This window comes from Undibacterium parvum, assembly GCF_003955735.1.
Lineage (GTDB): Bacteria > Pseudomonadota > Gammaproteobacteria > Burkholderiales > Burkholderiaceae_D > Undibacterium > Undibacterium parvum.
Window position 1 is genome coordinate 4,581,998 of record NZ_CP034464.1, and the last position, 26,145, is coordinate 4,608,142.

Below are 26,145 nucleotides of genomic sequence, written 5' to 3' on the forward strand. Positions count from 1 at the left end.
TTTTGGAGTGGTTACTTTTTATGGGAATGCATACGGCGCAATCGATGAAGCTGATTGCGCCCAACGATTCCCCCAATAACTACACAGCAGTATTACGCCAGCCTTCCGCATGGTGCTTTGACGTACTTCCTAGCTGTGATTCAATTCTTGACCACAGTTCGTCATTTCGAGAAGATTCCGAAATTATCGCTTCAATTATTCCTGTAGCCACCGCTGATTTAAGAACATTGTCATTAGCATTCATAGCATCTTCTATCAACTCGAAGACAATCACTATGCTTTCATTCCCCATGCTATCGAAACGACGGGTCAGTTCTTTTCCAATGGCAGCAAACAAAATGGTAACCGGGGGTAGGTCTGGCTCCCAGTATTCAAGCGTTTCGAGCGCAATGCCCTGTAAAAAATTGGACGTATTCATCAACTTCTCAATAAACTGAACGCAACTAGCTTCCATCATTTACCCTTCAATGCGTTTTGGAGATCACGAAGAACATTTTCGGCTGCAGCCCGATCAATAGTAGATGCTGTTGGATTTTTATCAATCCATTTCTGAAGCGCTGCGGAGTAATCGTTGGCCTTTTGAGTATGGAACACATCGCCCACCGATTGACCTGTCGCTTGCTCATAGCGCACAGCATCTGCCGTACTTCCACTGCCAATTTTTGCGCCTGGCCTGTACAGATCATCTATTAATCCCGACAGAGTTGGATTAGACACCGTAGGTTTTCCCATTTGGGATATTAAGCCATCCTTGTAGACTTCAAAGGTGGCTCGATTTGCCGCACCTACCGTATTTGCCCCATTAGCAACAGCAACCGCAGCACCGCCATCGAGTATTTTAGCAGCATCGGTCGTGCCATAAGCGATCCAACGTAGGCCTTTTACTGCTGCACCAACTGCTAACTCTGTTGCGCCGCCACCAATGTCTAATAGAACGGCTTCCGCTGTGCTTTTTGATAGCTTGTCATGGAACGAAGCATCTTTCGCATTAGGCGTAGCAACCAATTCCGGCGTGCCAACTGGATAAATATAGGCTTTACCGTCGTTGCCGAAGATCACCTTGTTTCCTGCATTCTGCGCAAGCCTGACCAGATCATGACAATCCGAAGATGGACCACCGGAACAGGCAATACCGAGATTTCTATCACGCGCTTGCGACAGTGCATAAAGAGAATTTTTAGTGTTGCAATCAACCGCACTTCCCTTGGCGCATGCTGCAACGGCCGCATCGAATTGAGCTTGTTCCGATGGTTTATTAAACGCAATCCGTTTTTGGCCTAGATAGTTATTCTCAACCGCATTAGTAGCCACCTTCCCACCCACCGCCGCATCCAACACCGTGCCGCCCGCTACCCCTGACAACAGGGCACCGATGCCGCTGCTTAACGCTGTGATGTTGGCCGCCTGCGCTGGCGTGAGTTTGTCGCGTTGCAGTTTGCCGTTGGCGTCAAAGGCATCCGGATACAGTTGCTTGGTCAGTATTTGCGCTGCCAGTTCGGCACCGCCACCGGCCAAGGCGCCACCGACTGCGCTTGCACCGTTGGCATAGGCCAGTGTTGCACCGAGTACCGCGTGGCTTAAGTCTTGCAGGGTTTGGTTTTCATTCCCCTTGGTTTTGAAATAATCACCGATGGCTGCCGCTGCATACGGCGCGCTGGCGTTGGCGGCCAGTTGTGTACCGCCCTGGCCTGCGACACCGCCGACCAGGATGCCGGTGACGACCGCTAACGCGCGGCTATTGTCGCCACCCGTACTCCAGTCGATCTGTGCCTGCTTCGCTTGGTTGAGGGTCAGTATCGCTTGCTCTTTTTGCCCGGCAGTGCTGTTCTGGTTATCCAGGACGGCCTGCGCCGCTTGCTGCGTCTTGCCGGCATTGGCGGCAATGTCACCGGCAATTTGTTTTGATGTGGCTATCACGGTACCGGCCGCCGCTGACATGGCTTGCTGGTCTTTGAGCAGCACCTTGATGTCGGGGATTGCCGCTAACGCCGTGTGGGCTTTGGCCGCGTCGGTGTTGATGCCTAGCTCTTTGACGCTGCCCGTGGCTTTACCACCTATCGTAATATTGCCGTCGGTGATGGTGGCGTAGGTGGTGGAACTGGCACTGCCTTTTTCTTGCATAGGCAGACCGGGCGTGACATTGCCGCCCTTTTTATCGCCAAACAGTTGTTGTTGCTCCACTGGTTTGCTCTTGCCATCAGCGTTGGTGTCGCCCGCTCCACTGCCACCGCTAATACCGCCAGCAAGACTCACACTGCTGGCCTGGAAATCCATTTTATTGAGGACATTACTGGTGGTCAGTTTATTTGCTGTCAGCTCAGACTGTTGGGCGTTGGTGCTGGTGATCGCGCCGCCTTTGAGATCTATGCTGTCGGCCTTGATGTGATAGCCACCGTCACCGGCAAATAGCCCTGATTGCTGCTTGACTGCATTGCTACTGCCACTGCCTTTCGATAGCGAGACGCTACCTGAGGCATCCCAGGCGGTGCCGAAGGAAACTTGTACCCGTCCGCCCACGTTGTTTTGGCTACTCTCTTGCAAGCTGCCGTCTTGTACGCTTTCTATGGCAAGTTTGCCGGCAACCCCGGTGCTAATGCTATTGGCTTTGGCGTCTGCGCCTTTTAAGGTCGTGTCGCCCTGGCTGGTGAGCTTGATGGCGTTCGCTGTTAAATGCGTATTTGTATTGGTAACGCCATCGGCATTATTGTGACCATTGCCGACATTGGCGGCGACATAGGCGTAGACACCGGTTTGCGCACCGATGGCATACCCGACTCCAACCTCTAAGCCGGCACTGCTATTTTTACCGTCAGCGTGATAGCCGCTTTGGCTGGCATCTAAGACGATATCTTTGGCTGAATCTAAGCTTAAGGTTTTACCTTCGGTTTTACCGGCACTAAGGTTGGCGCCGGTGGCGTGGATATTGCCCTCGGTACTGGTGAGCGTGACATTACCGGCACCGTTAATGGTGCTCGCTTGAGCTGTGCTGCCACGGTTATTGCCAGAGCTGTTGCTGCTGGCAAAGCCTACCCCTACTTCACCCTTGATGAGAGTGCCACTGCCGCTGACCGCACCCACGGCTTGATAAGCATTGGCACCGGCGGCCATACCCTGCATCGCTTGCAGGCGGCCATCCGATTTGCGGGCAGCTTCAATGTTGTTGACGAGGTCAATCAAGGGCGAGCTGATTCTGGCAAAGGCCCCTATTTTGAGATCACTGTCTTCTTTACGATTGCTGCCGGTATTGTCTGCAACGGTGATATCTATGGTTTTACCGGTGATGCGGATGTCATTACCGGCCAAGACATTGCTAGCCGTTTGGCTGTATTTGTCAGCGGCGGTGATGCTCACGTCCCCTTTGAGACTCGAGACGTTCGAGGCTATCTGCGTGATTTGCGTATTGTTATCGAGGTGCTTTTCATTATGGTAGCCGGCAAAACGCTCGGTGTCGGAAATGACCACCTGGCCAATCGCCTTGTTGTCGCTTTGGTTGGCGTTGTGGACGGTATCCTGACCACTTTGGATCGTGAGATTTTTAGCGGCGTTGATACTGAGATTGCCCTCAGAGACGACATTGGCGGCGATAAGCTTGATGTCGCCTTTGTCGGTGGCCATGGCGGTGCTACCACCGACCGAGAGTTGGGTACCGGTAATGGTGTCAGTGACGCCATCGCCTTTGCCTTTATTGTTGAAGCTGCCGGCGATCAGGCGGCTGCGGTTGTCGAAACTAAAACCGGAGGTTTTATTGTTTTGATCCTGGCTTTGGCCGTTATGGGCAACATCGAAAGTGATGCTGTCTTTAGCGAGGATCAAGGCATTGCCGTCGGCACTCATTTGCGTGCCTTGGCTACTGATAGAACCATCTGTAGCGATGATGGTGAGGTCTTTGCCCGCGTTAAGCGTGCTGGTGCGCGCTGTGCTGTTAGCCTGGTTTTGGTTGCCGCTACTTTGCCTGGAGCCGAACTGAACAACCACCGCAGTGGTTGCTGCAGTGATGCCATCGGCGACACCTTCCCCCTGGCTGATACTTTTTCCTATCGTGCCACCGGAGGAAGAATTTTTTGTGCTCGCTTGGTGCGCATCTTTAAACGCAGAAAGGGGATCGACCGTGATGCCAACTGCGAAACCGCTGCTACTACTCTGCCTGTTGCTCTTTTCTTGCGTGGCATTTTGCGCGGCACTGAGATCGATATTTTTAGCGATCAGGTTTAGATTTTCTTTGGCAGCGATATCTGACGCGATCACCTGCAGATTTTCACCCGCCTTAAGTACAGCACTCCCTTTGATTGATCCGATACTGGAAGCTTGCTGCGTGACGGTATCAAGGCTGCTCTGGCCGGCGCTATTGGCCTTACTATAACCAAGACTGGCGACACCAGAAGAATAGCTCGCCACAAAACCGGATTGTTTGGTTTCATTGGCGGACTGCGCATGGCTGCTTTGCTCGGCGCTGATCACCTTAAGATCACGCCCGGCAGTCATTTGCAATGTATCGCTGGCAATTACATTGGACGCTTGCACCACAAGGTCTTTGCCCGATTCGATTTTAATGCTATTGCCGTTAACGTTACTAGCCACCACTTTTTCACTTTGGCTACTGCTACTTTGTGTACTAGTTTTAGAACTAAATATCCCACTGCTTTTGCTATAACTATCGTCCACGCTGCGGTGCTCTGTGCTGGCGTTGAGGATGTTGATGTCTTGCTTGGCGCTGAGCGTGGTTTGGCCGTTTTGGGCATTGAGATTGGCGGCGCTCAGGCTGATGTTGCCTTCGGTGGCGCGCAGGCTGAGCTTATTGCCAGCGCTGAGATTGCCGCCTACCAGGCTTTGGTCGTCGCGCATGGTGCGGCTGTAGTGGTCTTCACCTACCGTTTGCACATCGTTCATGCGGCGGTCTTTTGCGGCAGCGATCTCGATATTGGCCGCTTGCAACTGCAGATTATTCACAGCTGTCAGATTGCTGCCGCTAATGCGGGCATCGTTCTGCGCTAACAGCAAGACATTCTCGCCCGACAAACTAGCTGCAAGATTGCTGACGCTGGCTTCCTTAATGGCTCCGCTGCGTCCCATGGTGTTGCCACCGGTGGCCACTTGCAGTTGGTATTGGCCTTGTACAGCACTCACTAACAGATCGCGACCGGCACTGGCGACCAGATTATGTTCGGCGCTAAGCTTGGCACCGATGGCGCTGATGTCACGCCCGGCGTCCAGGCTGATTGCGCCCGCTTGCAGGGTAGCGAGGCGGTCTATGCTGGTGCGACTGCTGTCGGCACTGGTGGCGCTGGCCACGCTGCTACTGGCGATGGTGCGGGTTTGTAGCAGGATGTCGCGGCCAGCCAGGAGCGTGATGCTGCTGTCAGGGCCGCTACCGATTAGGCTGCCGGAGAGATTTTTTAAATCATTGCCGGCGCGCGCTAAAATAGTTTGGCCGCGCAAGCTGCCGCCCTGATTGACTAAATCATTCGCAGCCGCCAGGTTTAGCGTACCGCTGGCGTTGATGCTGCCTGAGTTGAGCAGATTGCCGCTGCTTTGGATGCTGATGTCGCTGGCGGAAATGAGCGCCCCGCTCGTTTGCAGATCGCCGCCTTGCGGACGGCGCAAGTACACCTGCGGCACCAACACTTGTTCGCTCTGTCCATTGGCCAGTGTGACAGTTTGCGTGCTCAGCCAGACGATGTCGGTACTCAGATTGGCCATCTGCTCTGCGCTTAAGGCAACACCAGGACTCAGTTGGTAACGCTGTGCGAAAGCGACGCCGCTATTCATCAGCTGTTTATATTCTTCTTCGGTGCTGCTGTACCCGCTCAGGAAACGACGGCCGGTCAGTGCCAGGATTTGATCATTAATCAGTTGCTGCTCGTAGAAGCCATCGCCATAGCGTTTGAGCTGGCGTTCCGGGTCTTTATTGAGTTGCTGGAGATAGTAGTCGCTACTGATAAAGGTCTTAAACCGGGTGAAGCGTGGATCGGTCTCGATCAGGGTGCGGCTAGACGGCTCCGGGTGGATGACGAACAGGCTGGAGTTAGGTAGCGTCAATCGTGGTGCGAGACTGAGTATGACGTCACGCGCACGCTCACCTGTGCCGCTGGCAGCAATGCTCAGTATCGTCAAGGGGCTGTGATCTACTGCCTTTGCCTGAGCAGCGCTGTGGCTGCCGATCGCGATACTTTGGGCTGCAACAGCGCTGGCCAGATTCGATACCCCAGCCTGATTGACGGTGCCAGCCGAACTGAGCTGGCCATTGACATTAATCGCGCTCAGGCTGCGATCATTGCCACTCGCGGCGGCATTGCTGCCAGCCAGACTAGCATCGGCCAGCGCGCCAGATCCAGCCAGGGTTTTGCTGGCCACTGTATTGCCGCCATTGGCTAGGTAGGTGTAGTTGCTTAAGACTAGGCTGGTGACTTCTGGTGCGCCTGTATAACTGACCCATGGGATTGGAATTTCAACGGTGTCATTCCCGTTAAATATACCGTGATGTTCATGATCGCGCATGCCTACCTGTCCGTTCTCTGTGACAGACTTGCTACCTACAGTGCCCTGATTAATAACAGCTGTACCAGCAATCGCGATCGCGCCGCCAGCGACAATAGTGCTATTGTCATTGAGCTTGCTGCCGTTGCCCTGAATGCTGATGCTGCCAGCCGCCGATATCTGGGCTGGTTTGGTCGAGGTGATTTCAGTTTCTTCAGTTTTGCGGTCAGTGATCTTATAGTAAGTCCAGCGGTTAATTACCCGGGACTGTACGTCGGCGTTGTAGGCTGCGATTTTCGCGCCGAGCGCCTCGTAGGCCGCGTCGGTACGTTGTGTGACGGTTTGCGTGTAAGTATCAAACGCCGGCCAATAGCTACCACATGCGCCACTCATATTTCGTATGGAGGCGCTATCGGCATTACTGGTCATGCAGTCAGAATCACCGGATGGTAGTGACGGCGCAGTCAGATCATTTATCACCGGTGCAGCGACCTTAAATAAACTCCAGGCGGCATCGTTAGCAGTGTAATTCACCGACGTCGAACAAACCGTTTCATCTGCCGCCGGGCTGTAGTGGCACTGGGTTGTTTTGGATGGTGGCCTGGTGGCTATCCCAAATTGCGCAATCGGATAAACCGTACTTGGGAGCACATAACACCAGAGGCTATAGTCGCAATTTGGCACTATGCCTAATTCAGTGGAGAGGTATTTAGTCGGGCTGCCTAGCGGCTGTACGAAAGTAATATTAACTGGTGTATTGGTCGTGTGTACCGCAGTCTGTATGAGATCATTACGGTTAATGAAATTTCCCACTGACAAATCAATATTGCGGCCTGCCTCGATATTTGAAGAGGCGTTTAACAAGCTGCCCAACTCACCGAGTGGCTGGCCGTTTTGGGCCAGGCTGCCGGCCATTACGATATCGTTATAAGCATAAATGCTGGCACCATTGCTATTATTGACGGCGCCACCACCTAGAAACATGCTATCGCGCGCGCCCAGAAAACCGCTGCCGCTGTTGTTGAGGGTGCCACTTTGTATGCTGAGCTGATCGCCGTAAATGCGGCCGGTATTGTCTATGCTATTGGCATTGATTTGAGTCGTGCTGCCATCGATCAAGCCGGTGTTATTTAAATTGCCGCTTAGATTGAGGCGGGTGGTTGTGGCACTGATCTCGCCGGAATTAATCAGATTGCCGGTGTTGGCGGTAAAGCTGTCGTTGGCCTTGATCACGCCGCTGTTATTGATGTTGCTGGCGTTGACCGTGAGGTTTTTTTGCGCCGACAATAAGCCGGTATTGCTGTAGTCACCGGCGATGTTAAGGGTGACGTTATTTTGTGAAGCAACGCTACCGCCGAACGCGCCGCTAGCGGTGCTGATCACAAGCTCTTTGTCGGCGACCAGATAGCCGTTGGCATTGTTTAAACTGGGTGCATTGAGCACCAGGGTATTTTTAGCAGTGAGCGTCCCATTGCTATTATCGACAAGGGCGGCAGTGATCGTCGCATTATTGGCGGCGCGAACGACCCCGCCACTATTGCTCAAACTGTTGGCATTGAGTGTCAGGTTGCCTGCGTCTATGGTACCGGACGAGTTATCAAGGCTAGCGGCATTGATGAGGGCGTTGGCATTGGTGGTGAGATTGCCGCCGCGATTATCTAGCGCGCCATTCAAGTTGAGCGCCAAATCGCCTTTGGCATTGAGTCGTCCGCTGCGATTGTCGATATTTACCGCTTGCACTGTGGTGACTGCATTACTGGTAATGAGCCCAGTACGATTGTCTAGCGTGCCTGAACTGGTGATGTTGTTGTTACCACTACTGGCGATAAAGCCGCTCTGATTATTGAGGTCGCCGGTTTGGAGCCGCAATTTGGCGGCGCTAACGATACCGGCATTGCTTGCACTATTGGTGTTAACCAAGGCATTGCCGTTGGTACTGATAGTAGCGTCGCCTGCGGCCTCGATCAAACCGGCGTTATTGCTGAGCGCTAGCGTATTGGCATTGAGTGTCCCGGCGGCGAGTATTTGGCCGCCATTATTGTTCAGACTACCCAAGTTCAAACTCAGATCTTTTGCGCTGATCAAACCTGCATTTTGATTACTCGTGCTGCCCGCTTGCACATTCAAATTGCCGCTTGCCTGCATTTTACCGGCATCGTTGTTCAAGCTTTGTCCATGCGTATTGATGCTCTGGTCCGATTGCAAGCTCGCCAAAGTACCGCCAGTATTGGTGAGCGCAGCGCTGTTGATGTTGACACTGCCATTGGCGATCAGCAAGCCACCGGCATTGTTCAGATTGCCTGCAGCATCGACTTGTAAACTGCTGGCTGCAGTGATGCGGCCGGCGTTATTGCCGTTTAAGCTGGCGGCCTGTATCGCACTGCTGCCATCGGACATCATGCGGCCATTGTTATTGGTCAGTGCGGCGCTGGCATTGATATTGAGTGCGCTACCGGCATTGATGCTGCCGCCCGTATTGTCGATATTGTTGGCGAGGATGTTCGCCTGGCTATTGGCTGCAATCACACCTGTGGCTTGTGCTGTGCCAGCGTTAGCGCCGCGATTAAGGATATCACCGGCCTGCAGGGTGAGCGCCTTCTGCGCGCGGATGATGCCCAGATCATTCTTCAGTTCCTGCGCATGGGTGTTGATCAACAGATCACCCTGGCTACCGATCACGCCAGCGCTGTTATCTAACGCTTGACTAGAGATCGTGAGCGCCGTGGTACCGATAATTTGGCCCGCCAGCGATCCGTTGATGCTACGGTTCTCTAGCTTGCCGCTTGTGATAGTGAGGCTTTGCGCCGTCGCGATACTGCCGCCATCATTATTGATACTGCCCGCGTTGATCTGCGCATTGGCACGCGCTAATACAGTTCCGCTATTGTTGAGTGCGCCAGTTACGTTCAGTGTCAGATCGCGTCCAGCTTCCGCATTGGCGGTGCCAGTTTGCAGCAGTTGCGTAGCTTGTATATTGAGGTCACGTCCGGCTAACAGCTTACCATTGGCATTGCTGACGATGCCGTTTGCAGTGATCTGCAGATCTTGGGCGGCTTGTAGCGTAGCGGCCGAGGTGTCCAGATCGGTCGTGCTAAGTATGGCATTGCCGTTGGCGGCGATCACCGCGGCGTTGCGACTTAACAGGCTACCGCTCTGCAATTGCAGATCGCCCTGTGCGATGATACGTCCACCATCGTTCTTGAGCTGCTGTCCTTGGGTATGAATGAGAAGATTGCCGCTACTTTGCGCATTCGCTGCCAGCTTAAGCGCGCTAATCTCACCTTGGGTATTGTCTAACGCCTGGCTGGTGATGCTGGTCACACTCTGACTAGAGAGCTTACCGCCCAGATTAGTGAGTGCAGCCGCAGTGATGCTCAGATCACCACCGGAGACAATATTGCCTCCCGTGTTATCGAGCTGCTGGCCCTGCGTGTTGATTGCCAGCGCCTTGCCGGTATAGATGGTGCCGCCCTGGTTGTCGATCCGACCCGATTGCAGAGTAAGGCCTTGCATGCCCAGCACTTGTCCGGCGTGATTATCCAGAGTGCCACTGCCTAATTGTAGGCTAGCGGCGTTGGCCGCGCTGATGCTCGCTTGGGTATTATTGAGCGCTGCCGCCTTGATGCTGAGATCATGATTGCTGACGATACTGCCGAGCGTATTGTTTAAGGCAGTGCTACCGCTGAGCGCCACGCGCACATCGGACAAGCCAGAAATCTGGCCCTGACGATTGTCTAGTCCGACCGCATCCAACGTGATGCTTTGATTGGCAAGTACCTTACCTTGTTGGTTGTCTATGCTACCGGCAAGCACATTGAGTTTGTTGCCGGCGCTGATTTGCCCCGCTTGGTTATTCAGGTCTCCCGTAGTCAGATTTAACATCGCATCAGAAGCAATGATGCCGCCGACGTTGTTGAGCGCCGCGCCTTTATTGGCAATAGTCAGTGCGGTTTTAGCAGAGACCGTACCACTCTGGTTGCTGAACAAACCCTGTGTCGTAATCAGCGCAGCTTGCTCACTTACCAGCATCCCATGGTCATTATTAAGAAGTTGACTGGCATTGATCTCCAGCTCCTTACTTGCCAATAACTTGCCGGCACTGTTATCGATGACACCCGATGTGGTGACGGCCAATGCGCCGTTGGCCAACACAGTACCACCCCTGTTATCCAAAGATGCCGCCTGCAGCCTGATGTCGCGTTGCGCTAGCCAAAGGCCCGCGGTGTTACTCACGGCACCTGATGCGTTGGCTTGTATGTTAAGACCTGCATTAAGTTGAGCGGCACTCGCCTGCAGTCCACCATCAATGGCGCGTAAAACGAGGTTCCCGTCCGAGGCTAACTGGCTACCGGACAAGTTGATATTTTGCGCTTGCAATTGAAGATCACCACTGGCCAAGAGCTTGCCATTGCGGTCGCTGATACTGCCAGCAGTGAGCGCCAGAGCGCCGCCACTGTAAATACTGCCGCTATTATTGGCACTGCCGCTGACAGAAATACTCGCAGCATCGGCGCTACGTTGGGAGATATTGCCTTGATTGTCCAGGCTTGTGGCTCGTATCGTCAGGGGGCCTTTGCTTTCCATCGTTCCTAGCTGCACCAACGCCCCGGCGCTACCGACCGCAATTGCAGCGTCACTTACTGTTTGACCAGACAAGTTGGCGTTTGCCGTTGTCTCGATTTGTATATTTTGTTTGGCGTAACTATCTTTGAGGCTCAGGTCGCCATTGGCGGACAAGACCAAATTGCCTTGCAAGGCCGCGATGCGACCGGTGCTATTGACACCAAGACCGCGCTCAGTGGCGACCATATAGACTTGATTGGCGTACATCCCGCCAAGCTCTTTAATATCAATGGCGAAACGTGGCGTTGCACCAGCGCCTGACTGCGAAATCGCTTGTAATGTTCCGTATAGAAGCTGATTGGTACCGGCAATCGCATTAAGGTTTTTAGCCCAGACCTCGCCTTCTATCACCATGCCGCGGGCCATCAGATCCAGTTGCTCGATATTTGCGGCGTTTAATCCAGCGCTGCCTATCGTGATTTGTCCCTGACGTACATCAAACCCTTTGATGGATCCATCGGCGGCAAATTGCGTACTACCGGTTGTTAGCGTGCTACGACCGGCATTAAGAAAGCCGCAGCCGTCGCAACTGATGCCATTGGGATTGGCGATCACGATATCCGCACGTTGCCCTGCTACTTCTATTGTTCCACGTAGTTGCGATGAATTTGCTGAGATCACTTCATTGAGGATGATACGGGCCGGTGTGACGCCTAATTGCAAATTGCCGCTAATCCAGCCGCCTAGTTTTGACTGCACATTATTTGCACTGTTATTGAGTATCAGGCCGTTCTGGTTAACATTAAACTGATCGTATTGGTTGCGCGACACCCCAGCGGCACTAGGTGGTGCGATATGAGCGATAGGCACCCCATTGAGCGCCGCATCCATTATGGCGCGCTGGCCTGCCGCGGCGCTGGCGGCTGGCGTGATCGCTAAGTTGCCAGTAGCAGTTTGGGCGTAGGCTGGCAAAATACTCTGCCACAAATACAAAACGGTAAACGCCTTGGTGGCGATGCGAACCCAGGGCTTCTGTGCCGGGCGTATCATTTCAGCGTTTCGTGTCGTTTGTATTTGTTGCGTTTTCATTTGAAAATTTCCAAAAATAACTTTTATGCTCCGCTGCTGTGAAAAATTCTCACAGCAGCCGGCTAGTTGTGTTTGTTCTGTAGGGCGTTGCTAAGACCAGATAAAACTCGTACCTATTCGTGCCCGGCGTAACTCTGAGCGCTAATAGGCATAGGTCAGTGAGAGATAAGGGTTCCAGCGCAGGGTCTGAAATCCCTCGGGGTGATACAGAGGTGTGCCTAGCGACATATCCAGTTGCAGAGCTTTGCTCTTTATTCTGACGCCTGCTGCTATACCGGCCAATTTATTACCGATCAAATTGCCTACGCTAGCGCCACCAACCTGGCCAAAATCAAGTGCAAGATAACTACTACTATCGATGCCATCGAAGAAAGGGGTAAATGTTGATACTTCGTTGCGCAGAATTATTCCGCTTTCTGAGAGTAAGACACTATCGCCATCAAAACCACGCACACTGGAGCGTCCCCCAATGCTGATCTGGTCTATTGCTAATGTTTTGTCGCTGGTGTGCTGGCCTTGTAGCGCACCTAAATATTGATAGTTCCGCGCGCCCAACTGAAATGTCTGATTTAAAGTGACGTGTAGTGTCGTTAATTGGGGGCGTAAGGTGAGGCCACCGTCGGCGGCTCCTGCGAAGTCATCTTGTGCATCCCGCCACGGCATTCCCTGCCTATGCCCGAGATCAAACTCGATACTGCCTTGTCCGAGCAATTGCTTGAAGTTGATGCCAGCTTCAAAATTCGTGGTGCGACGGCGTTGTACCAGCAGCTCTACGTCATCGAGAAAGCTTTCGGCGTGGCGGGTCGATACGCCAGCGAATACCCCTGCTTTGCTTGACGCTGTTCGTAAGGCCAGGAAATTCCACTTAAAGTCTTTACTGGCACTATTCCCACTAGATAAAAAACGTACCGTGGTGCCCTGCACTATCTGGGCAAATTGATTTGAACTCTGTGAGTATGAAAAATTGTGAAAACCCCAGGGAATACTATAACTGGCGGAGTATCCGCGACTATGATGATCGCTACTTGGGTGCTCCAGATTGCTATTCACTCCAAAATTGAGTATATCATTTAAGCCCAGCAGATTCTCCATTGCGAAATAGCCTGATAATTGGGTGCGTCCTAAGCTTGACGAGCCAGAATTATCGATCGTGACACCGCCGTGCATTCGGTCTTGCACGGGGCCTAATTGCCGCTCTATGAAAACGATGCTGGTATCAGGCTCCTGGCCCGGCTCAATTCTGGTCGCAACAGATTGACTAGAAAGGCGTTTCATTTGCTCTACGCCTTGTTCAAGATCACGGATATTCAGAATGTTGCCCTTGCTGGTAGGAAATGCATTCCACCAAGTACCCCAGGCAGTATCGAGAACATCGCCAGTGATCCCCGATTTAATCATACGTAATTCGGAAACACGGCCAACCTGCAATGCAAACACCAGTCTGCCATCGCGTAGATTTTGTTGAGGCAAACTAACACGCGTCGTGGCGTAGCCCAATTCTATTAATTTAGCGTCAAGTGTAGAGGCAATCAGACGCAAACCTTGCACGCCAGCGCAGTGATATAGAAAAGGCCGAACGGTTGCTTGTAACCAACTGAAGCGCCATGCACTTGCACCGGTAAACTCTACTTCTGAAATAGAGAAGCACGGCGACTCGATTGGCAATGTGGCGACAACTTTGGTAGTTTGTGGGCGAGTCAGAACATCAGATTTTGCTTGCAGTAACTGCTGCTGCTCCCGCGTACGTTCTTCTTGACGTCGCAAACCATCCTGATCGAGAAAAAGTTTAGCTGGCGAATTTGGGGATGCTGGAATAGCCTGAGAAAAGCTTAATTGTACCGGCAGCAGCGCTAGGCTAACTATGAGTAGCCGGCGGCGTAAAAACGACAAAGAAACGATTGTTTTTGCTGTTGGAATTAAAGAGACGGTGCGGCGTTTTGGTGTTTTACTATACGATAATTGCATAAATTCAAAGTAGTATTCGAGCTAACAGCGCGGAATTGTACTTGAATGTTGTAGTATATTAATAATATGTCGGAGTAAATGACATTAATTCTCATTCGCTTTGAATTTTACTTCGCCCTCACCCTCGCCCATCTCGCTACGCACATGGCGTAATTTTCTGAGGCGTTTTCTGGTGTACATGACAACGTGAAAACTCAAAAACAGGCAGGCGGCGATCGGCATAAGGGCGAGGATAAACCACGCCAGGCCTTTAAAGTTGCCGTAGATTGAGGGTTTTTCAGCTGTGACTTTGGCGGGAATATTGCGGGCGCTATCGAGCGTCGCGACGGCCGCAATACTGGGAGGGACAACGAAGACTGGTTGGGCGCTCAGAACTTGAAAATCGGCAGGCGCAGTGCGCATATCCCGACTTTCACAAGTTGCTTCAGAAAAGACTTTCTCACCACTTTTACTGAGGCAGACGTTGGCTGCTGTTTGTGCTTGCCCTAGGCAGGGCAACATCATCAGACTAAGAGCAAAAAAACTTTTTAGATTCATAATTTAGATTCATAACTTACATCGGTTTCTGATTTTAAGGCGCAATCATACCAGAGCAAAGACTGCGGCATATCAAGTAAAGGCAACTCTTGGCGCTGCGAGTATTGAATCAAAGTCGATAATGATATATATTCTCATTACCATTTAGATTTCAGCCGCTAGTCGGAAACACCAATGAATAAGCTAACAAACCCCCACTCCAGCACCAATACCTTGGATAGGCTCAAAGTGGGTAGCAGCGCGACCGTTGTTGATGTCGCTGTTTCTGACAGCATGAAGCCACAAGATGGACTGAATCTAACCCGTCGCCTGAAAGAAATTGGCTTTGTGAAGGGGGAATCTGTACGCATACTCCATCGCGGCTACTTTGGCGGCGAGCCAATTGCGGTACGCATAGGGCAATCCACCTTTGCTTTACGCAACTTTGAGGCGGCACTGATAGGTATAGCCCCGCTTGGAATTGCTTGATGCGTGATACTGATTTAGCGTCTCGCCGCATCGCTTTAGTAGGAAATCCTAATTGCGGCAAGACCGCCCTCTTCAACCGCTTAACTGGCGCGCGCCAAAAGGTCGCTAACTACGCCGGTGTCACCATAGAGCGCAAGGAAGGTAAGTTCGTCGCACCTTCCGGGCGGCATTGGCAAGTGCTGGATTTACCGGGCACTTACAGCTTGCATGCAATTACTCCGGACGAGCAAGTCACCTTTGATGTGATCACGGGCGCACGCAGCGACACTGCGGTAGCCGATGTGATCGTATGCGTAGTCGACGCAACTAATTTACGCCGTGGATTGCGGCTAGTCTTAGAGTTAAAAGCCTTGGGTACGCCGCTGATCCTGGCCTTAAACATGATGGATCTTGCCAGCAAGCGCAACATCCATATCGATCTTCAGCGACTACAGACTAGCTTGGCAATCCCAGTGGTTGAGACGGTCGCGGTGGAGACAAAAGGTGTGGATGCATTGTTAGTCACGCTGGAACAGTTCGCCTTGCAGTTTAAGCGCACTGCGGCTGATTCTACTGGCCAGCCGAATCAGAATTTGAATTTGAATTTGAATTTGATTGGTGCTGCACCAGAAAAAATTCAGGATGAGGTCAATGCCTTGTTGGCTGACTGCGTCAAGATCGATGAGACTCAGGATAGTAATTTTAGTTATAAGTTAGATAGTCTGGTGCTGCATCCTTTGCTGGGACCAGTAATCTTTGCGCTGCTGATGTTTTTTGTGTTTCAGGCGGTATTTGCCTGGGCGCAAATCCCCATGGATTTTATTAAGGCCAGCATAGAGCAATTGGGGCAGTTAGTGGCAGACACACTACCTGCTGGTGTCTTGCAAGACTTATTGGTCAAAGGGGTGATTAGTGGTGCCGGCAGCGTGCTGGTGTTTTTGCCTCAAATTATTATTTTGTTCTTCTTTATATTAATGATGGAAGACTCCGGCTACCTGCCGCGTGCTGCATTTTTACTTGATAGAGTGATGGGTAAAGTCGGTCTATCTGGTCGCGCTTTCATCCCGCTGCTGTCTAGTTTTGCCTGCGCCATTCCCGGCATCATGGCGACGCGCACCATACAAAATCCACGTGATCGCTTGATCACCATCATGATCGCGCCCTTAATGACATGTTCGGCACGCTTACCTGTCTACACGCTTATCATTGCCGCCTTCATTCCTGATACGCTGTTTTTCGGCTGGCTGCACCTGCAGGGTCTGGTTTTATTTGGTCTGTATCTGGCGGGGATAGTGTCTGCCATGCTGGTCGCTTACTGCTTCCAGATGCAATGGGGGAAAGCCGTACAACATGCGCTGATGCTGGAGTTGCCGGAATATCGCTTGCCGAATTTGCGCAATCTGGCGATAGGATTATGGGAAAGAATCGTGATTTTCACGACACGGGTAGGCACCATTATTTTGGCCCTAATGGTCTTGTTGTGGTTACTCAGTAGCTTCCCCGGCGCACCAGAGAACGCCAGTTATCCGCCGATTTATTACAGCGTGGCCGGTATGCTTGGCCGCATGCTAGAAACGGTGTTTGCGCCTATAGGTTTTAACTGGCAGATTTGTATCGCCTTGGTACCTGGCTTAGCGGCGCGCGAAGTCGCGGTGGCGGCACTCGGTACCGTGTATTCTTTATCACAAAGTGGCGCCGAATTGAATAGCAGCTTAGAGCCATTAATTGCGCATTCCTGGAGCATGGCAACCGCACTCTCTTTACTTGCCTGGTATGTGTTTGCGCCGCAATGTATCGCTACCCTCAGCGTGGTAAAGCGTGAGACCAATACCCTGCGCTACCCGATTTTGATGGCGGCGTATCTGTTTGGACTGGCTTATCTCGCATCATTCATCACCTACACAGTCAGCAATTATTTTCTAGGGACCTAAGATGCAAGTGATGCTGACTAGTTTGATTATCTTGCTCGCTTTGCGCTATTTACTCGCAAAGTGGCTACCTCAGAATATTAAGCAAAAATTGCACGGCGCGCTGTCTAAATTGAGCCCTGGTCTCGCCGCATTTTTTTCTAAGGGAAATAGCACAGTCGCAGCCTCCTGTAGTGCTTGCTCTAGCTGTAGTGGTTGTGCCGATACCACGACTAAGCCTAGTTCGAGCAATCCGTCTAAGACTATCCGTTTGATTCGAAACCTGAAGTTTTGATTTAGTGTATCCTCAATTCGCTATTTGTCGTTATGAATAAACTCAAGAGTACTATTCAAAACTGATACGAGCTTACAAATATTAAAGTTAGGACGTAGGCAAAATTGCTCCAGCTAGGCGCACCGCTGAAGACAGTACTTTAGTACGGCTAGGCGGTGACAACGACGCTGGGGCGGTTTTGCATAAGTCCTAAAAACGAGACAAACGATAAAGGCACGAGCTAGGCATGAGTTCTATCATTTACGATAAAGCAGACAAAGGCAGGGAAGAAATCGCCACAAGAAAGTATCAACTTGCACCTAGATTGAGAAGCTTGTTAGTGATGATAGATGGAAAACAATCGGAAGCCGAATTGCTTAAAAAAGTACTCGGGCTAGGTCTAAATGAGCAAAGCCTGATCGACTTATTGGAGCAGGAATTTATCATCATGAGTTCTAGCGGTATGGCTGAACTTGTACCAGCGCTCGCAGCCTTGCCGGTCTCAGCGATCGCCAATCCTAGCTTAGCAGCGGGCAGCGCGCCAACGATGCCAGTCACAAGCCCGGCGGAAACTGCGGCACGCTTCCAGGCCCTATACAATTTTTATAATGAAACCATCAAAAGCACCTTAGGTTTGCGCGGTTTTGCCCTGCAGATGAAGGTGGAACGCGCTGGCAATCTGCAAGATTTTAACGACTTGAGAAATGTGTATATCGAGGCGATTTTGAAAGCAAAAGGCAAGGAAATGGCGCGTAGTTTGCGTGATAGATTGGATCAGTTGTTGTACGCTGATAGCAATGTAGTCGCCGATAAAATCATAGCGGATGATTAAAAAGAAGCTTCTGTCCTAACTAAAAGAATCAATCCACTATCCAATAAAAAAAGCCAGATCGTATCTGGCTTTTTTTATTCTTGAGGCGCGTACTAGCGTCTAATTATTGTATGCCCTGGCTAGACAAGTACTCTTCATAGGTGCCGCTGTAATCGATGATCTCGTTTTCTTTGATCTCGAGGATGCGGGTTGCCAGTGAGGAGACAAACTCCCTATCATGCGAGACAAAAATCAAGGTGCCTGCGTATTTTTCCAATGCTATATTTAAAGATTCTATGGTCTCCATATCCATGTGATTGGTAGGCTCATCCATCAACAAGACATTGTGGCGACCCAGCATCAGCTTACCGTACATCATGCGGCCTTTTTCACCACCGGATAGTACTTTGACTGATTTTTTGACATCGTCACCGCCAAACAATAAGCGACCTAAGATAGCGCGCACGGCCTGATCATCGTCGCCTTCTTTGGTCCACTGACCGATCCAGTCCGTGAGGTTTTTATCGCTGGCAAATTCCTCGGTAGGATCTTGCGGCATATAACCTGGATTGGCATTTTCCGCCCATTTGACGATACCTTTATCGGCGCTCAGATGGCATAGCTCTTCCCCACCTATGCAACGCAATAAGGTAGTTTTACCGACACCATTTGCGCCGATGATGGCGATGCGCTCTCCCGCCTCTACCATCAGGTCAAGCTTGCTAAACAGTGTACGATCGTAGGATTTTGCCAGACCGGTAACTTCAACTGCCAATCTGTGCAATTTCTTTTCGCCATCGAATCGCACGAAAGGATTTTGACGGCTAGAAGGCTTAATATCTTCGATCTTGATTTTTTCTATTTGCTTGGCGCGCGAGGTAGCCTGGCGTGCTTTGGATTTATTCGCCGCGAAACGGCGTACAAAATCCTGCAATTCTAAGACTTTATCTTTGGCTTTTGCATTATTGGCCATCTGCTGGGCACGTGCCTGTGACGAGGCCAGCATGTAGTCATCATAATTACCAGGGTAAATACGCAAAGTGCCGTAATCCATATCGGCCATGTGCGTGCAAACCTGATTCAAGAAATGCCTATCATGCGAAATGATAATCATGGTCGAATTGCGCTCGTTTAGAATATCTTCCAACCAACGGATGGTATTGATATCGAGGTTATTCGTCGGTTCATCGAGCAAGAGAATATCCGGATTCGAGAACAAGGCTTGCGCCAACAGTACGCGCAATTTCCATCCTGGTGCGATCGCACTCATAGGACCTTGATGCTGCTCGATAGGAATTCCGGCACCTAGCAATAACTCACCGGCTCTGGCTTCTGCTGTATATCCATCGTATTCGGCGAACTTCGCTTCCAGATCGGCCGCCTTCATGTAGTCGTCGTCGGTCGCTTCTGGATCTGCATAAATGGCGTCGCGTTCGGCCATCGCAGCCCACATTTCTGTGTGACCCATCATGATGACATCGAGCACGCGCATTTCTTCATAGGCAAATTGATCTTGACGCAATTTACCCAGACGTTCGTTCTGATCCAACATTACGGTGCCGGAGGATTGATCCAGATCGCCGCCCAAAATTTTCATGAAGGTGGATTTTCCACAACCATTGGCACCAATCAAGCCATAGCGATTGCCTTCGCCAAATTTGGCGGTAATGTTTTCAAAGATTGGCTTTGGGCCAAACTGCATCGTAATATTTGCGGTAGAAAGCACGTAAAAACCTTTTTGCAATGAGAATAATAACTAACCTTAGATTATAGCATCGCCAGCCGAGAACACCGAAAAACTGCCTTAGATTCTATGCCTTCATCGGTAAAAGGCAAAAAAAAGGGGAGACGCAATCAAGATTCCGCCTCCCTCAAAAAGTATTACCACTGAACGATCAAAAAATCACTGCTTCCGCCTTAATTAAAAGTCTTTCCTTCTTTGGCCAACTTTGCCAGTAAAGCCGCGACTTTCCAGGCATCGCCGTGGCGGCCCTTGGCATACTTATCCATCGCCATGATCACGTTCGGCAAGCCCAGAGTATCGGCGTAAAACATAGGTCCACCGCGATGCAGAGGGAAGCCATAACCGCTCAGATACACCATGTCGATATCCGATGCGCGCATGGCGATGCCCTCCTCTAAAATATGCGCACCTTCGTTGACCAGTGAGAATATCAGCCGCTCAGTGATTTCTTGATCTGAAATATTGCGCCTTGCTATACCCAAATCAGCAGAATGCTGAACGATCATGTCATTGACGACTTGTGATGGGTAAGCTTTGCGGTCACCCGGTTTGTAATCATACCAACCGGCGCCTGTCTTCTGTCCGTAGCGCCCCAACTCGCACAATAAATCGGCCGTTTTTGAATACGTCACCAGCGGCTTATCGATATAGCGACGCTTGCGTATCGCCCAACCTATGTCGTTACCAGCCAGATCGCCCATGCGGAAAGGCCCCATTGCAAACCCTAGTTTTTCGACTGCCTTATCGACTTGTTCCGGTGTGCAGCCTTCTTCCAGCAGGAAGCCTGCTTGACGACTGTATTGTTCTATCATGCGGTTGCCGATGAAGCCATCGCAGACACCAGAGACTACGCCGGTCTTTTTAATCTTTTTAGACAAGGCCATCACGGTAGCCAGAACATCTTTTGCAGTGGCTTTGCCGCGCACTATCTCTAACAGTTTCATGACGTTGGCCGGGCTAAAGAAATGCATGCCGATGACGTCTTGTGGGCGCTGGGTAAAACTGGCGATCATATCAACATCCAGCGTTGAGGTATTTGAGGCCATAATCGCACCTGGCTTCATGACTTCATCGAGCTTTTTAAAGACTTGCTGCTTAACGCCCATTTCTTCGAACACCGCCTCTATCACCAGATCGGCCTGTGCGATGTCCTGATACGACATGGTGCCAGTAATGAGGGCAAGGCGTTGCTCAAATTTCTCCTGGGTCAGCTTGCCTTTCTTTAGCGTGTTTTCATAATTTTTACGGATAGTCGCCAAACCCTTATCGAGCGCCTCTTGTTTCATCTCCAGGATTTGAACCGGAATGCCGGCATTGGCAAAATTCATGGCAATGCCGCCGCCCATGGTGCCGGCACCGATCACCGCTACCGATTTGATAGGGCGCAGTGGCGTATCTTCTGGCACATCAGGAATCTTGCCAGCGGCGCGCTCACCGAAGAAGGCGTGGCGCAAGGCCTTCGACTCTGTACTTTGAACCAATTCTAAAAACAGCTGACGTTCCAGCTGTATGCCATCGTCGAACTTCATCGTCACGGCCGCTGCCACTGCCTCTACACATTTTAAAGGTGCAGGAAACGGTCCAGCCATGGCGCCCACGGTATTGCGCGAAAATTGCAAAAATGCTTCGTGGTTCGGGTAATCAATCTTGATATCGCGCACTCGTGGCAAAGGACGGGTCGCGGCGACAGTATTGGCAAAGTCTATGGCGCCCTGCATTAAGTCGCCTTCCAGCATTTGATTAAATAGGCCAGTTTTAGCCAGTTTTTCTGATACCACCGGGGTACCGGAAACGATCATATTGAGTGCCATTTCCAGACCCAGCACGCGCGGCAAGCGCTGCGTTCCGCCTGCGCCTGGCAAAATGCCTAGCTTGACTTCGGGCAAAGCGATTTGTGCGCCAGCTGTGGCAACGCGGTAATGGCAAGCTAAGGCTAATTCCAGGCCGCCACCCATACACACGCTGTGGATCGCTGCGATCACCGGTTTGCTGGCATTTTCTATGACGTTGATCACAGTCTGCAGCGAAGGCTCGGCAAAGGCTTTGGTAGAATTAAATTCCTTAATATCTGCGCCACCAGAAAAGGCTTTACCTGCACCAGTTATGACGATCGCAGTGATCGCTTCATCTTGCAAAGCCTGCTGCATACCTTCGACGACGGCAGCGCGACTGGCGTGACCAAGGCCGTTGACTGGTGGATTATTCAGAGTGATGACGGCGATGTTGCCCTTAACTTGATATTCGGCGCTCATGTCTATTCCTAAATGTAATCGAGTGAAATACGCGGTATTGCAAAGAATAAAAATTTCTTGCGGTGCTATTGAGAGCCGCCCTAGTGTGAGCCAGTTTGCACTGGTCACTGATTCTAGGGCCTGGCCGCTAAAGAGTTTCAACTATAACGCAAAATAGTACGATCGTTTTATTTATTGTTAAAAATATTTGTAATATGCTTTTTTTGAAACACGCGCTACCCGTTGCAAACGCTGTTTGCGCGTGCTCTTGCATATACTCCCCTCATTTTTTAACAAAATACGGCAATCGCGCATATTCTATATGGGGATAAAAACCATACCCATGGGAGTATATTAACTAGTTAGAACAACACCAACTCACACTTCCAGCCATTCCTGGCGTATCCGTTGATTGCCACGCAAGTCTTGCGGACTGCCTTCAAACACGATGCAACCATGTCCCATCACATACACGCGCTGAGAAATTTCTAGCGCGATCGCGAGTTTTTGCTCTACCAACAGTACTGAGATACCGCGATTCCTTAATTCTTTCAGATATTCGGCGACCAGATCGACGATCTTGGGCGCCAAGCCTTCGGTCGGTTCATCGATCATCACCAGATCCGGATCGCCCATCAGGGTGCGGCATAGCGTCAGCATTTGTTGTTCGCCGCCCGACAGCACCCCAGCCGCAGTGTGCTGACGCTCTTTGAGGCGCGGGAACATTCTATACATATCATCAAGCGACCAGCGTGGCTTGCCAGCAGCTGGCTTACCCGACTTTTGCCCCAGCAGCAAGTTTTGCTCAACACTCAGACTAGGGAAAATATCCCGATTTTCCGGCACATAGCCCAGGCCTTTATGGGCGATCTGAAACGCTTTTAGCCCTATCAGTTGTTCACCTTTAAAAAGTATCGAGCCTTGGGCGTCGACTTGCCCCATCGCTGCCTTGATCGTGGTCGAGCGCCCTACCCCATTGCGTCCGAGTAAGCTGACAATCTCGCCGCGATCCACCCGTAAATCCACCCCGTGCAAGACATGGCTCTTGCCGTAGTAAGCGTGTAAATCTTTGATTTCAAAAAAACCGCTCATGCTGCCACCTCGACGGGTGCATGCCCACCCAAATAGGCATCTTTTACTTTTTGATTGTTGCGAATATTGATAGGCGTATCGCAGGCAATCACTTCGCCATATACCACCACGGCGATTTTATCGGCCAGGCCGAACACCACACTCATATCATGTTCCACCATCAATAAAGTCTTGCCAACAGTGACTTTGCGAATTAATTCCACCGCCGCATCTGACTCGGAGCGACTCATGCCTGCGGTCGGCTCATCGAGCAAAATCACGTCGGCACCACCAGCGATGGTCACGCCTATCTCGAGCGCGCGCTGTTCGGCATAGGTAAGTAAGCCAGCACCTATCTCACGTCTATTCTTAAGGCCGATCTGTTCGAGCACCGCCTCAACCCGTTCATGCGCATCCTTCAAGCCATTCAGGCGTTGCCAGAACGAATATTTGTAGCCTAGAGACCACAACACCGCGCAACGCAGATTTTCATACACAGACAAGCGGTGGAAAATATTTGTAATCTGAAAGCTACGCGACAGACCACGTCGATTGATCTCGAACGGACGCAGTCGCGAAATATCTTCGCCGTTTAAAAGGATAGCCCCAGAACTAATCGGAAAGCGCCCGGAGATCAGATTAAACAGCGTCGACTTGCCCGCGCCATTCGGCCCTATGATGGCAAATCTCTCGCCTTTCGGCACTTGCAGATTGGAGCCGCGTATTATTTCGGATTGACCAAAACTTTTTCTAACATCTTTAAGTTCCAAAGAAAACACTGTCATGCTTGAGATCTCCGCAATTGTTCTTGTATGTCGGTATTGGCCTCGCCCCAATCTCGGGCAAAGCTAGGACGCAAGCGTAAGAAGCTGAGTCCGCCTACCAGCATTAGCATCAGCGGCACTATCCATGCGCTAGGCTTAGCGGGCGCAAAAGCAACTCCGAATAACTGCATATCAGCTGCACCAGCACCCTCCAATGAGATTTGATACAACATTTCTATGCTGATTACAGCGCCTAGCGCCAGCACAGCGCAAGCGAGTATGAGTTTCCACATCGATGGCCAGATTTTTTTGTACAAACCAAATTTCAAAACTCGCAAGTTCATCATCAAGATACTAGCGATGCCGCCTGGCGCATACATCACCACTAAAATAAAGAAGATGCCTAGATAGAGTTGCCATGCCTTGGTCAGGTCGGACAAGATGACGGTCAGCAGCACACCTAAGATGGCGCCTATCATAGGTCCGAAAAAAAAGCCTATGCCGCCTATGAAGGTGAACAGTAAAACTCCACCAGAACGTATCGCGCTGACGTTCTCGGCGCTGACAATTTCAAAATTAATCGCCGACAAGGCACCCGAGATTCCAGCAAAAAATGCCGATAAAATTAGAGTCAGATAACGCACCCATTGAGTGTTGTAACCGATAAATTCGACCCGCTCAGGATTATCTCTGACCGCGTTGATCAATCGGCCCAAAGGTGTCTGGGTAAATGCGTACATGCCGACTGCACTGATGAAGAGCCAGATGGCGATCAGGTAATACACCTCTATCTGCGGCCCAAAACTAATTCCCAGTATCGGTTTTCCGATCACGCGATTGGTAGAGATGCCACCTTCACCGCCGAAAAAACCAGGAAACATCAAAGAGCATGCGAATACCAATTCGACCATTCCCAAAGTAATCATGGAGAAGGTGGTGCCGGATTTTTTGGTCGTGACATAGCCAAACAGCACACCAAAAAACATCCCGGCACAACCACCAACCAAGGGCACCAGGCTAATAGGAATGGATAAAGTACCTGCACTCACTAAATTCATCGTATGTATGCCGATAAAGGCTCCCAGCCCGGAATACACGGCATGACCAAAAGAGAGCATACCGCCCTGCCCTAATAACATATTGAAGGACAAGGCAAATATCATCAGTGTACCCATCTGCGACAACAGGGACAGAGAAGCACCACTACTAAACAGCAGCGGCGCGAATAGCAACAGCAAAGCAAAACTGGACCAAATAATCCGGCGCCCTAGATTGATAGGGGTATATGAGAGCGGCTTAGTCATGATCATCCTTCGCGCGTGCCGAGTAAGCCTCTGGGGCGGAAAATTAGTATCAGCACCAAGAGCAAATACGGCAGGATAGGTGCTACTTGAGAGACACTCAAACTAAGTAGTGCGTAGGCCGGGGTATTGGCAGTGACTTTGATACCCGCAATTGCCAAGGCCGACATCAGCGAATAATCGATGGCGACCGCAAACGTCTGCGCCACGCCTATCAATATCGATGCGATGAAAGCACCGGCTAGCGAGCCCATGCCACCGACCACGACCACCACAAAAATAATACTTCCTAAGGTCGCCGCCATGCCCGGTTCAGTGATGAAGGCATTTCCGCCCACCACCCCGGCCAAGCCTGCCAGCGCACAACCACCGCCAAACACCAGCATGAAGACTCTGGGGACATTGTGCCCCAAGGCCTCGACCATTTCGGGATGCGTCAGCGCCGCCTGTATCACCAGACCGATACGGGTGCGGGTTAGTAGCAGATAAATGGAGAGCAGCATCAGCAAAGCCACCAGCATCATGAAGCCGCGATAGATAGGGAAAGTGGTCGTATATAAAGTAAATAAGGGACCATCGAGCATGGCTGGAATCGCATACGGAACGGTGGATCTACCCCAAATCAATTGCACCAATTCGACGATCACATACGACAAGCCAAAGGTGAATAACAATTCTGGAATATGCCCATGCTTATGCACCGAGCGTAAGCCGTAGCGTTCGACTAAGGCACCCAATAATCCTACTAATAAGGGGGCCAGAAAGAAGGCCGGCCAGAATCCCAGTTTGCTGCTGATGGTATAGGCAAAATACGCGCCCAGCATATAAAAACTGGCGTGCGCAAAATTGAGTACGCCCATCATACTGAAAATCAAGGTTAGGCCAGAGGACAGCATAAACAGCAGCAAGCCGTAACTCACACCGTTGAGCAAGGTGATCAGGGTAAATTCCAATTGAACTCCTTTAA

The 26,145-nt window shown here is 51.0% G+C and carries 14 protein-coding genes; 4 read left to right on the forward strand and 10 right to left on the reverse strand.

What is annotated here, in order from left to right; all coding sequences use genetic code 11:
* Positions 1-79: 79 nt before the first annotated feature.
* The 4 genes from EJN92_RS19980 to EJN92_RS19995 form a co-directional block, all read right to left on the reverse strand.
* Positions 80-457, reverse strand: coding sequence for a DUF7674 family protein (locus EJN92_RS19980; RefSeq protein ID WP_126129437.1), 378 nt, complete (start codon positions 455-457; stop codon positions 80-82).
* Complete coding sequence (locus EJN92_RS19985; protein ID WP_126129438.1) at positions 454-12,126, reverse strand: hemagglutinin repeat-containing protein; 11,673 nt, start codon at positions 12,124-12,126, stop codon at positions 454-456. Before EJN92_RS19985 ends, EJN92_RS19980 begins: the two co-directional genes overlap by 4 nt.
* Before the next feature lie 141 nt (positions 12,127-12,267).
* The gene (locus EJN92_RS19990) at positions 12,268-14,091 is read right to left on the reverse strand and encodes a ShlB/FhaC/HecB family hemolysin secretion/activation protein (RefSeq protein ID WP_126129439.1); all 1,824 of its coding nucleotides are present in this window, start codon (positions 14,089-14,091) and stop codon (positions 12,268-12,270) included.
* Positions 14,092-14,175: 84 nt separating this feature from the next.
* A complete protein-coding gene (locus tag EJN92_RS19995; RefSeq protein ID WP_126129440.1) occupies positions 14,176-14,628 on the reverse strand; it encodes a hypothetical protein in 453 nt (150 codons plus the stop codon).
* 174 nt (positions 14,629-14,802) lie between these two features.
* Between EJN92_RS19995 and EJN92_RS20000 the strand changes: the two genes are divergently transcribed.
* The 4 genes from EJN92_RS20000 (at position 14,803) to EJN92_RS20015 (ending at position 18,088) form a co-directional block, all read left to right on the forward strand.
* Positions 14,803-15,096 (forward strand): FeoA family protein, encoded by a 294-nt coding sequence (locus EJN92_RS20000; RefSeq protein WP_126129441.1) that lies wholly within the window; start codon positions 14,803-14,805, stop codon positions 15,094-15,096.
* Positions 15,096-17,006, forward strand: a complete 1,911-nt coding sequence (feoB, locus tag EJN92_RS20005; RefSeq protein WP_126129442.1) for a ferrous iron transporter B — start codon at positions 15,096-15,098, stop codon at positions 17,004-17,006. Before EJN92_RS20000 ends, feoB begins: the two co-directional genes overlap by 1 nt.
* Before the next feature lies 1 nt (position 17,007).
* The gene (locus EJN92_RS21655) at positions 17,008-17,277 is read left to right on the forward strand and encodes a hypothetical protein (protein ID WP_126129443.1); all 270 of its coding nucleotides are present in this window, start codon (positions 17,008-17,010) and stop codon (positions 17,275-17,277) included.
* 226 nt (positions 17,278-17,503) lie between these two features.
* A complete protein-coding gene (locus tag EJN92_RS20015; RefSeq protein ID WP_126129444.1) occupies positions 17,504-18,088 on the forward strand; it encodes a hypothetical protein in 585 nt (194 codons plus the stop codon).
* Positions 18,089-18,191: 103 nt separating this feature from the next.
* On the opposite strand, the gene EJN92_RS20020 is transcribed toward EJN92_RS20015, so the two are convergent.
* The 6 genes from EJN92_RS20020 to EJN92_RS20045 form a co-directional block, all read right to left on the reverse strand.
* Positions 18,192-19,793 carry an ABC-F family ATPase gene (locus EJN92_RS20020; RefSeq protein WP_126129445.1) on the reverse strand — a complete coding sequence of 534 codons (1,602 nt, stop codon included), beginning with the start codon at positions 19,791-19,793 and terminating at the stop codon, positions 18,192-18,194.
* 191 nt (positions 19,794-19,984) lie between these two features.
* Positions 19,985-22,063: a 3-hydroxyacyl-CoA dehydrogenase NAD-binding domain-containing protein gene (locus EJN92_RS20025; RefSeq protein ID WP_126129446.1), complete on the reverse strand. Its 2,079-nt coding sequence runs from the start codon at positions 22,061-22,063 to the stop codon at positions 19,985-19,987.
* 357 nt (positions 22,064-22,420) lie between these two features.
* Positions 22,421-23,134, reverse strand: coding sequence for an ABC transporter ATP-binding protein (locus EJN92_RS20030; protein ID WP_126129447.1), 714 nt, complete (start codon positions 23,132-23,134; stop codon positions 22,421-22,423).
* Positions 23,131-23,898 carry an ABC transporter ATP-binding protein gene (locus tag EJN92_RS20035; RefSeq protein ID WP_126129448.1) on the reverse strand — a complete coding sequence of 256 codons (768 nt, stop codon included), beginning with the start codon at positions 23,896-23,898 and terminating at the stop codon, positions 23,131-23,133. The genes EJN92_RS20030 and EJN92_RS20035 overlap by 4 nt, the downstream gene beginning before the upstream one ends.
* On the reverse strand, positions 23,895-25,187 hold the full coding sequence (locus EJN92_RS20040; RefSeq protein ID WP_126129449.1) for a branched-chain amino acid ABC transporter permease: 1,293 nt from the start codon (positions 25,185-25,187) through the stop codon (positions 23,895-23,897). The genes EJN92_RS20035 and EJN92_RS20040 overlap by 4 nt, the downstream gene beginning before the upstream one ends.
* Positions 25,184-26,131, reverse strand: a complete 948-nt coding sequence (locus EJN92_RS20045; RefSeq protein ID WP_126129450.1) for a branched-chain amino acid ABC transporter permease — start codon at positions 26,129-26,131, stop codon at positions 25,184-25,186. The genes EJN92_RS20040 and EJN92_RS20045 overlap by 4 nt, the downstream gene beginning before the upstream one ends.
* Positions 26,132-26,145 lie beyond the last annotated feature (14 nt).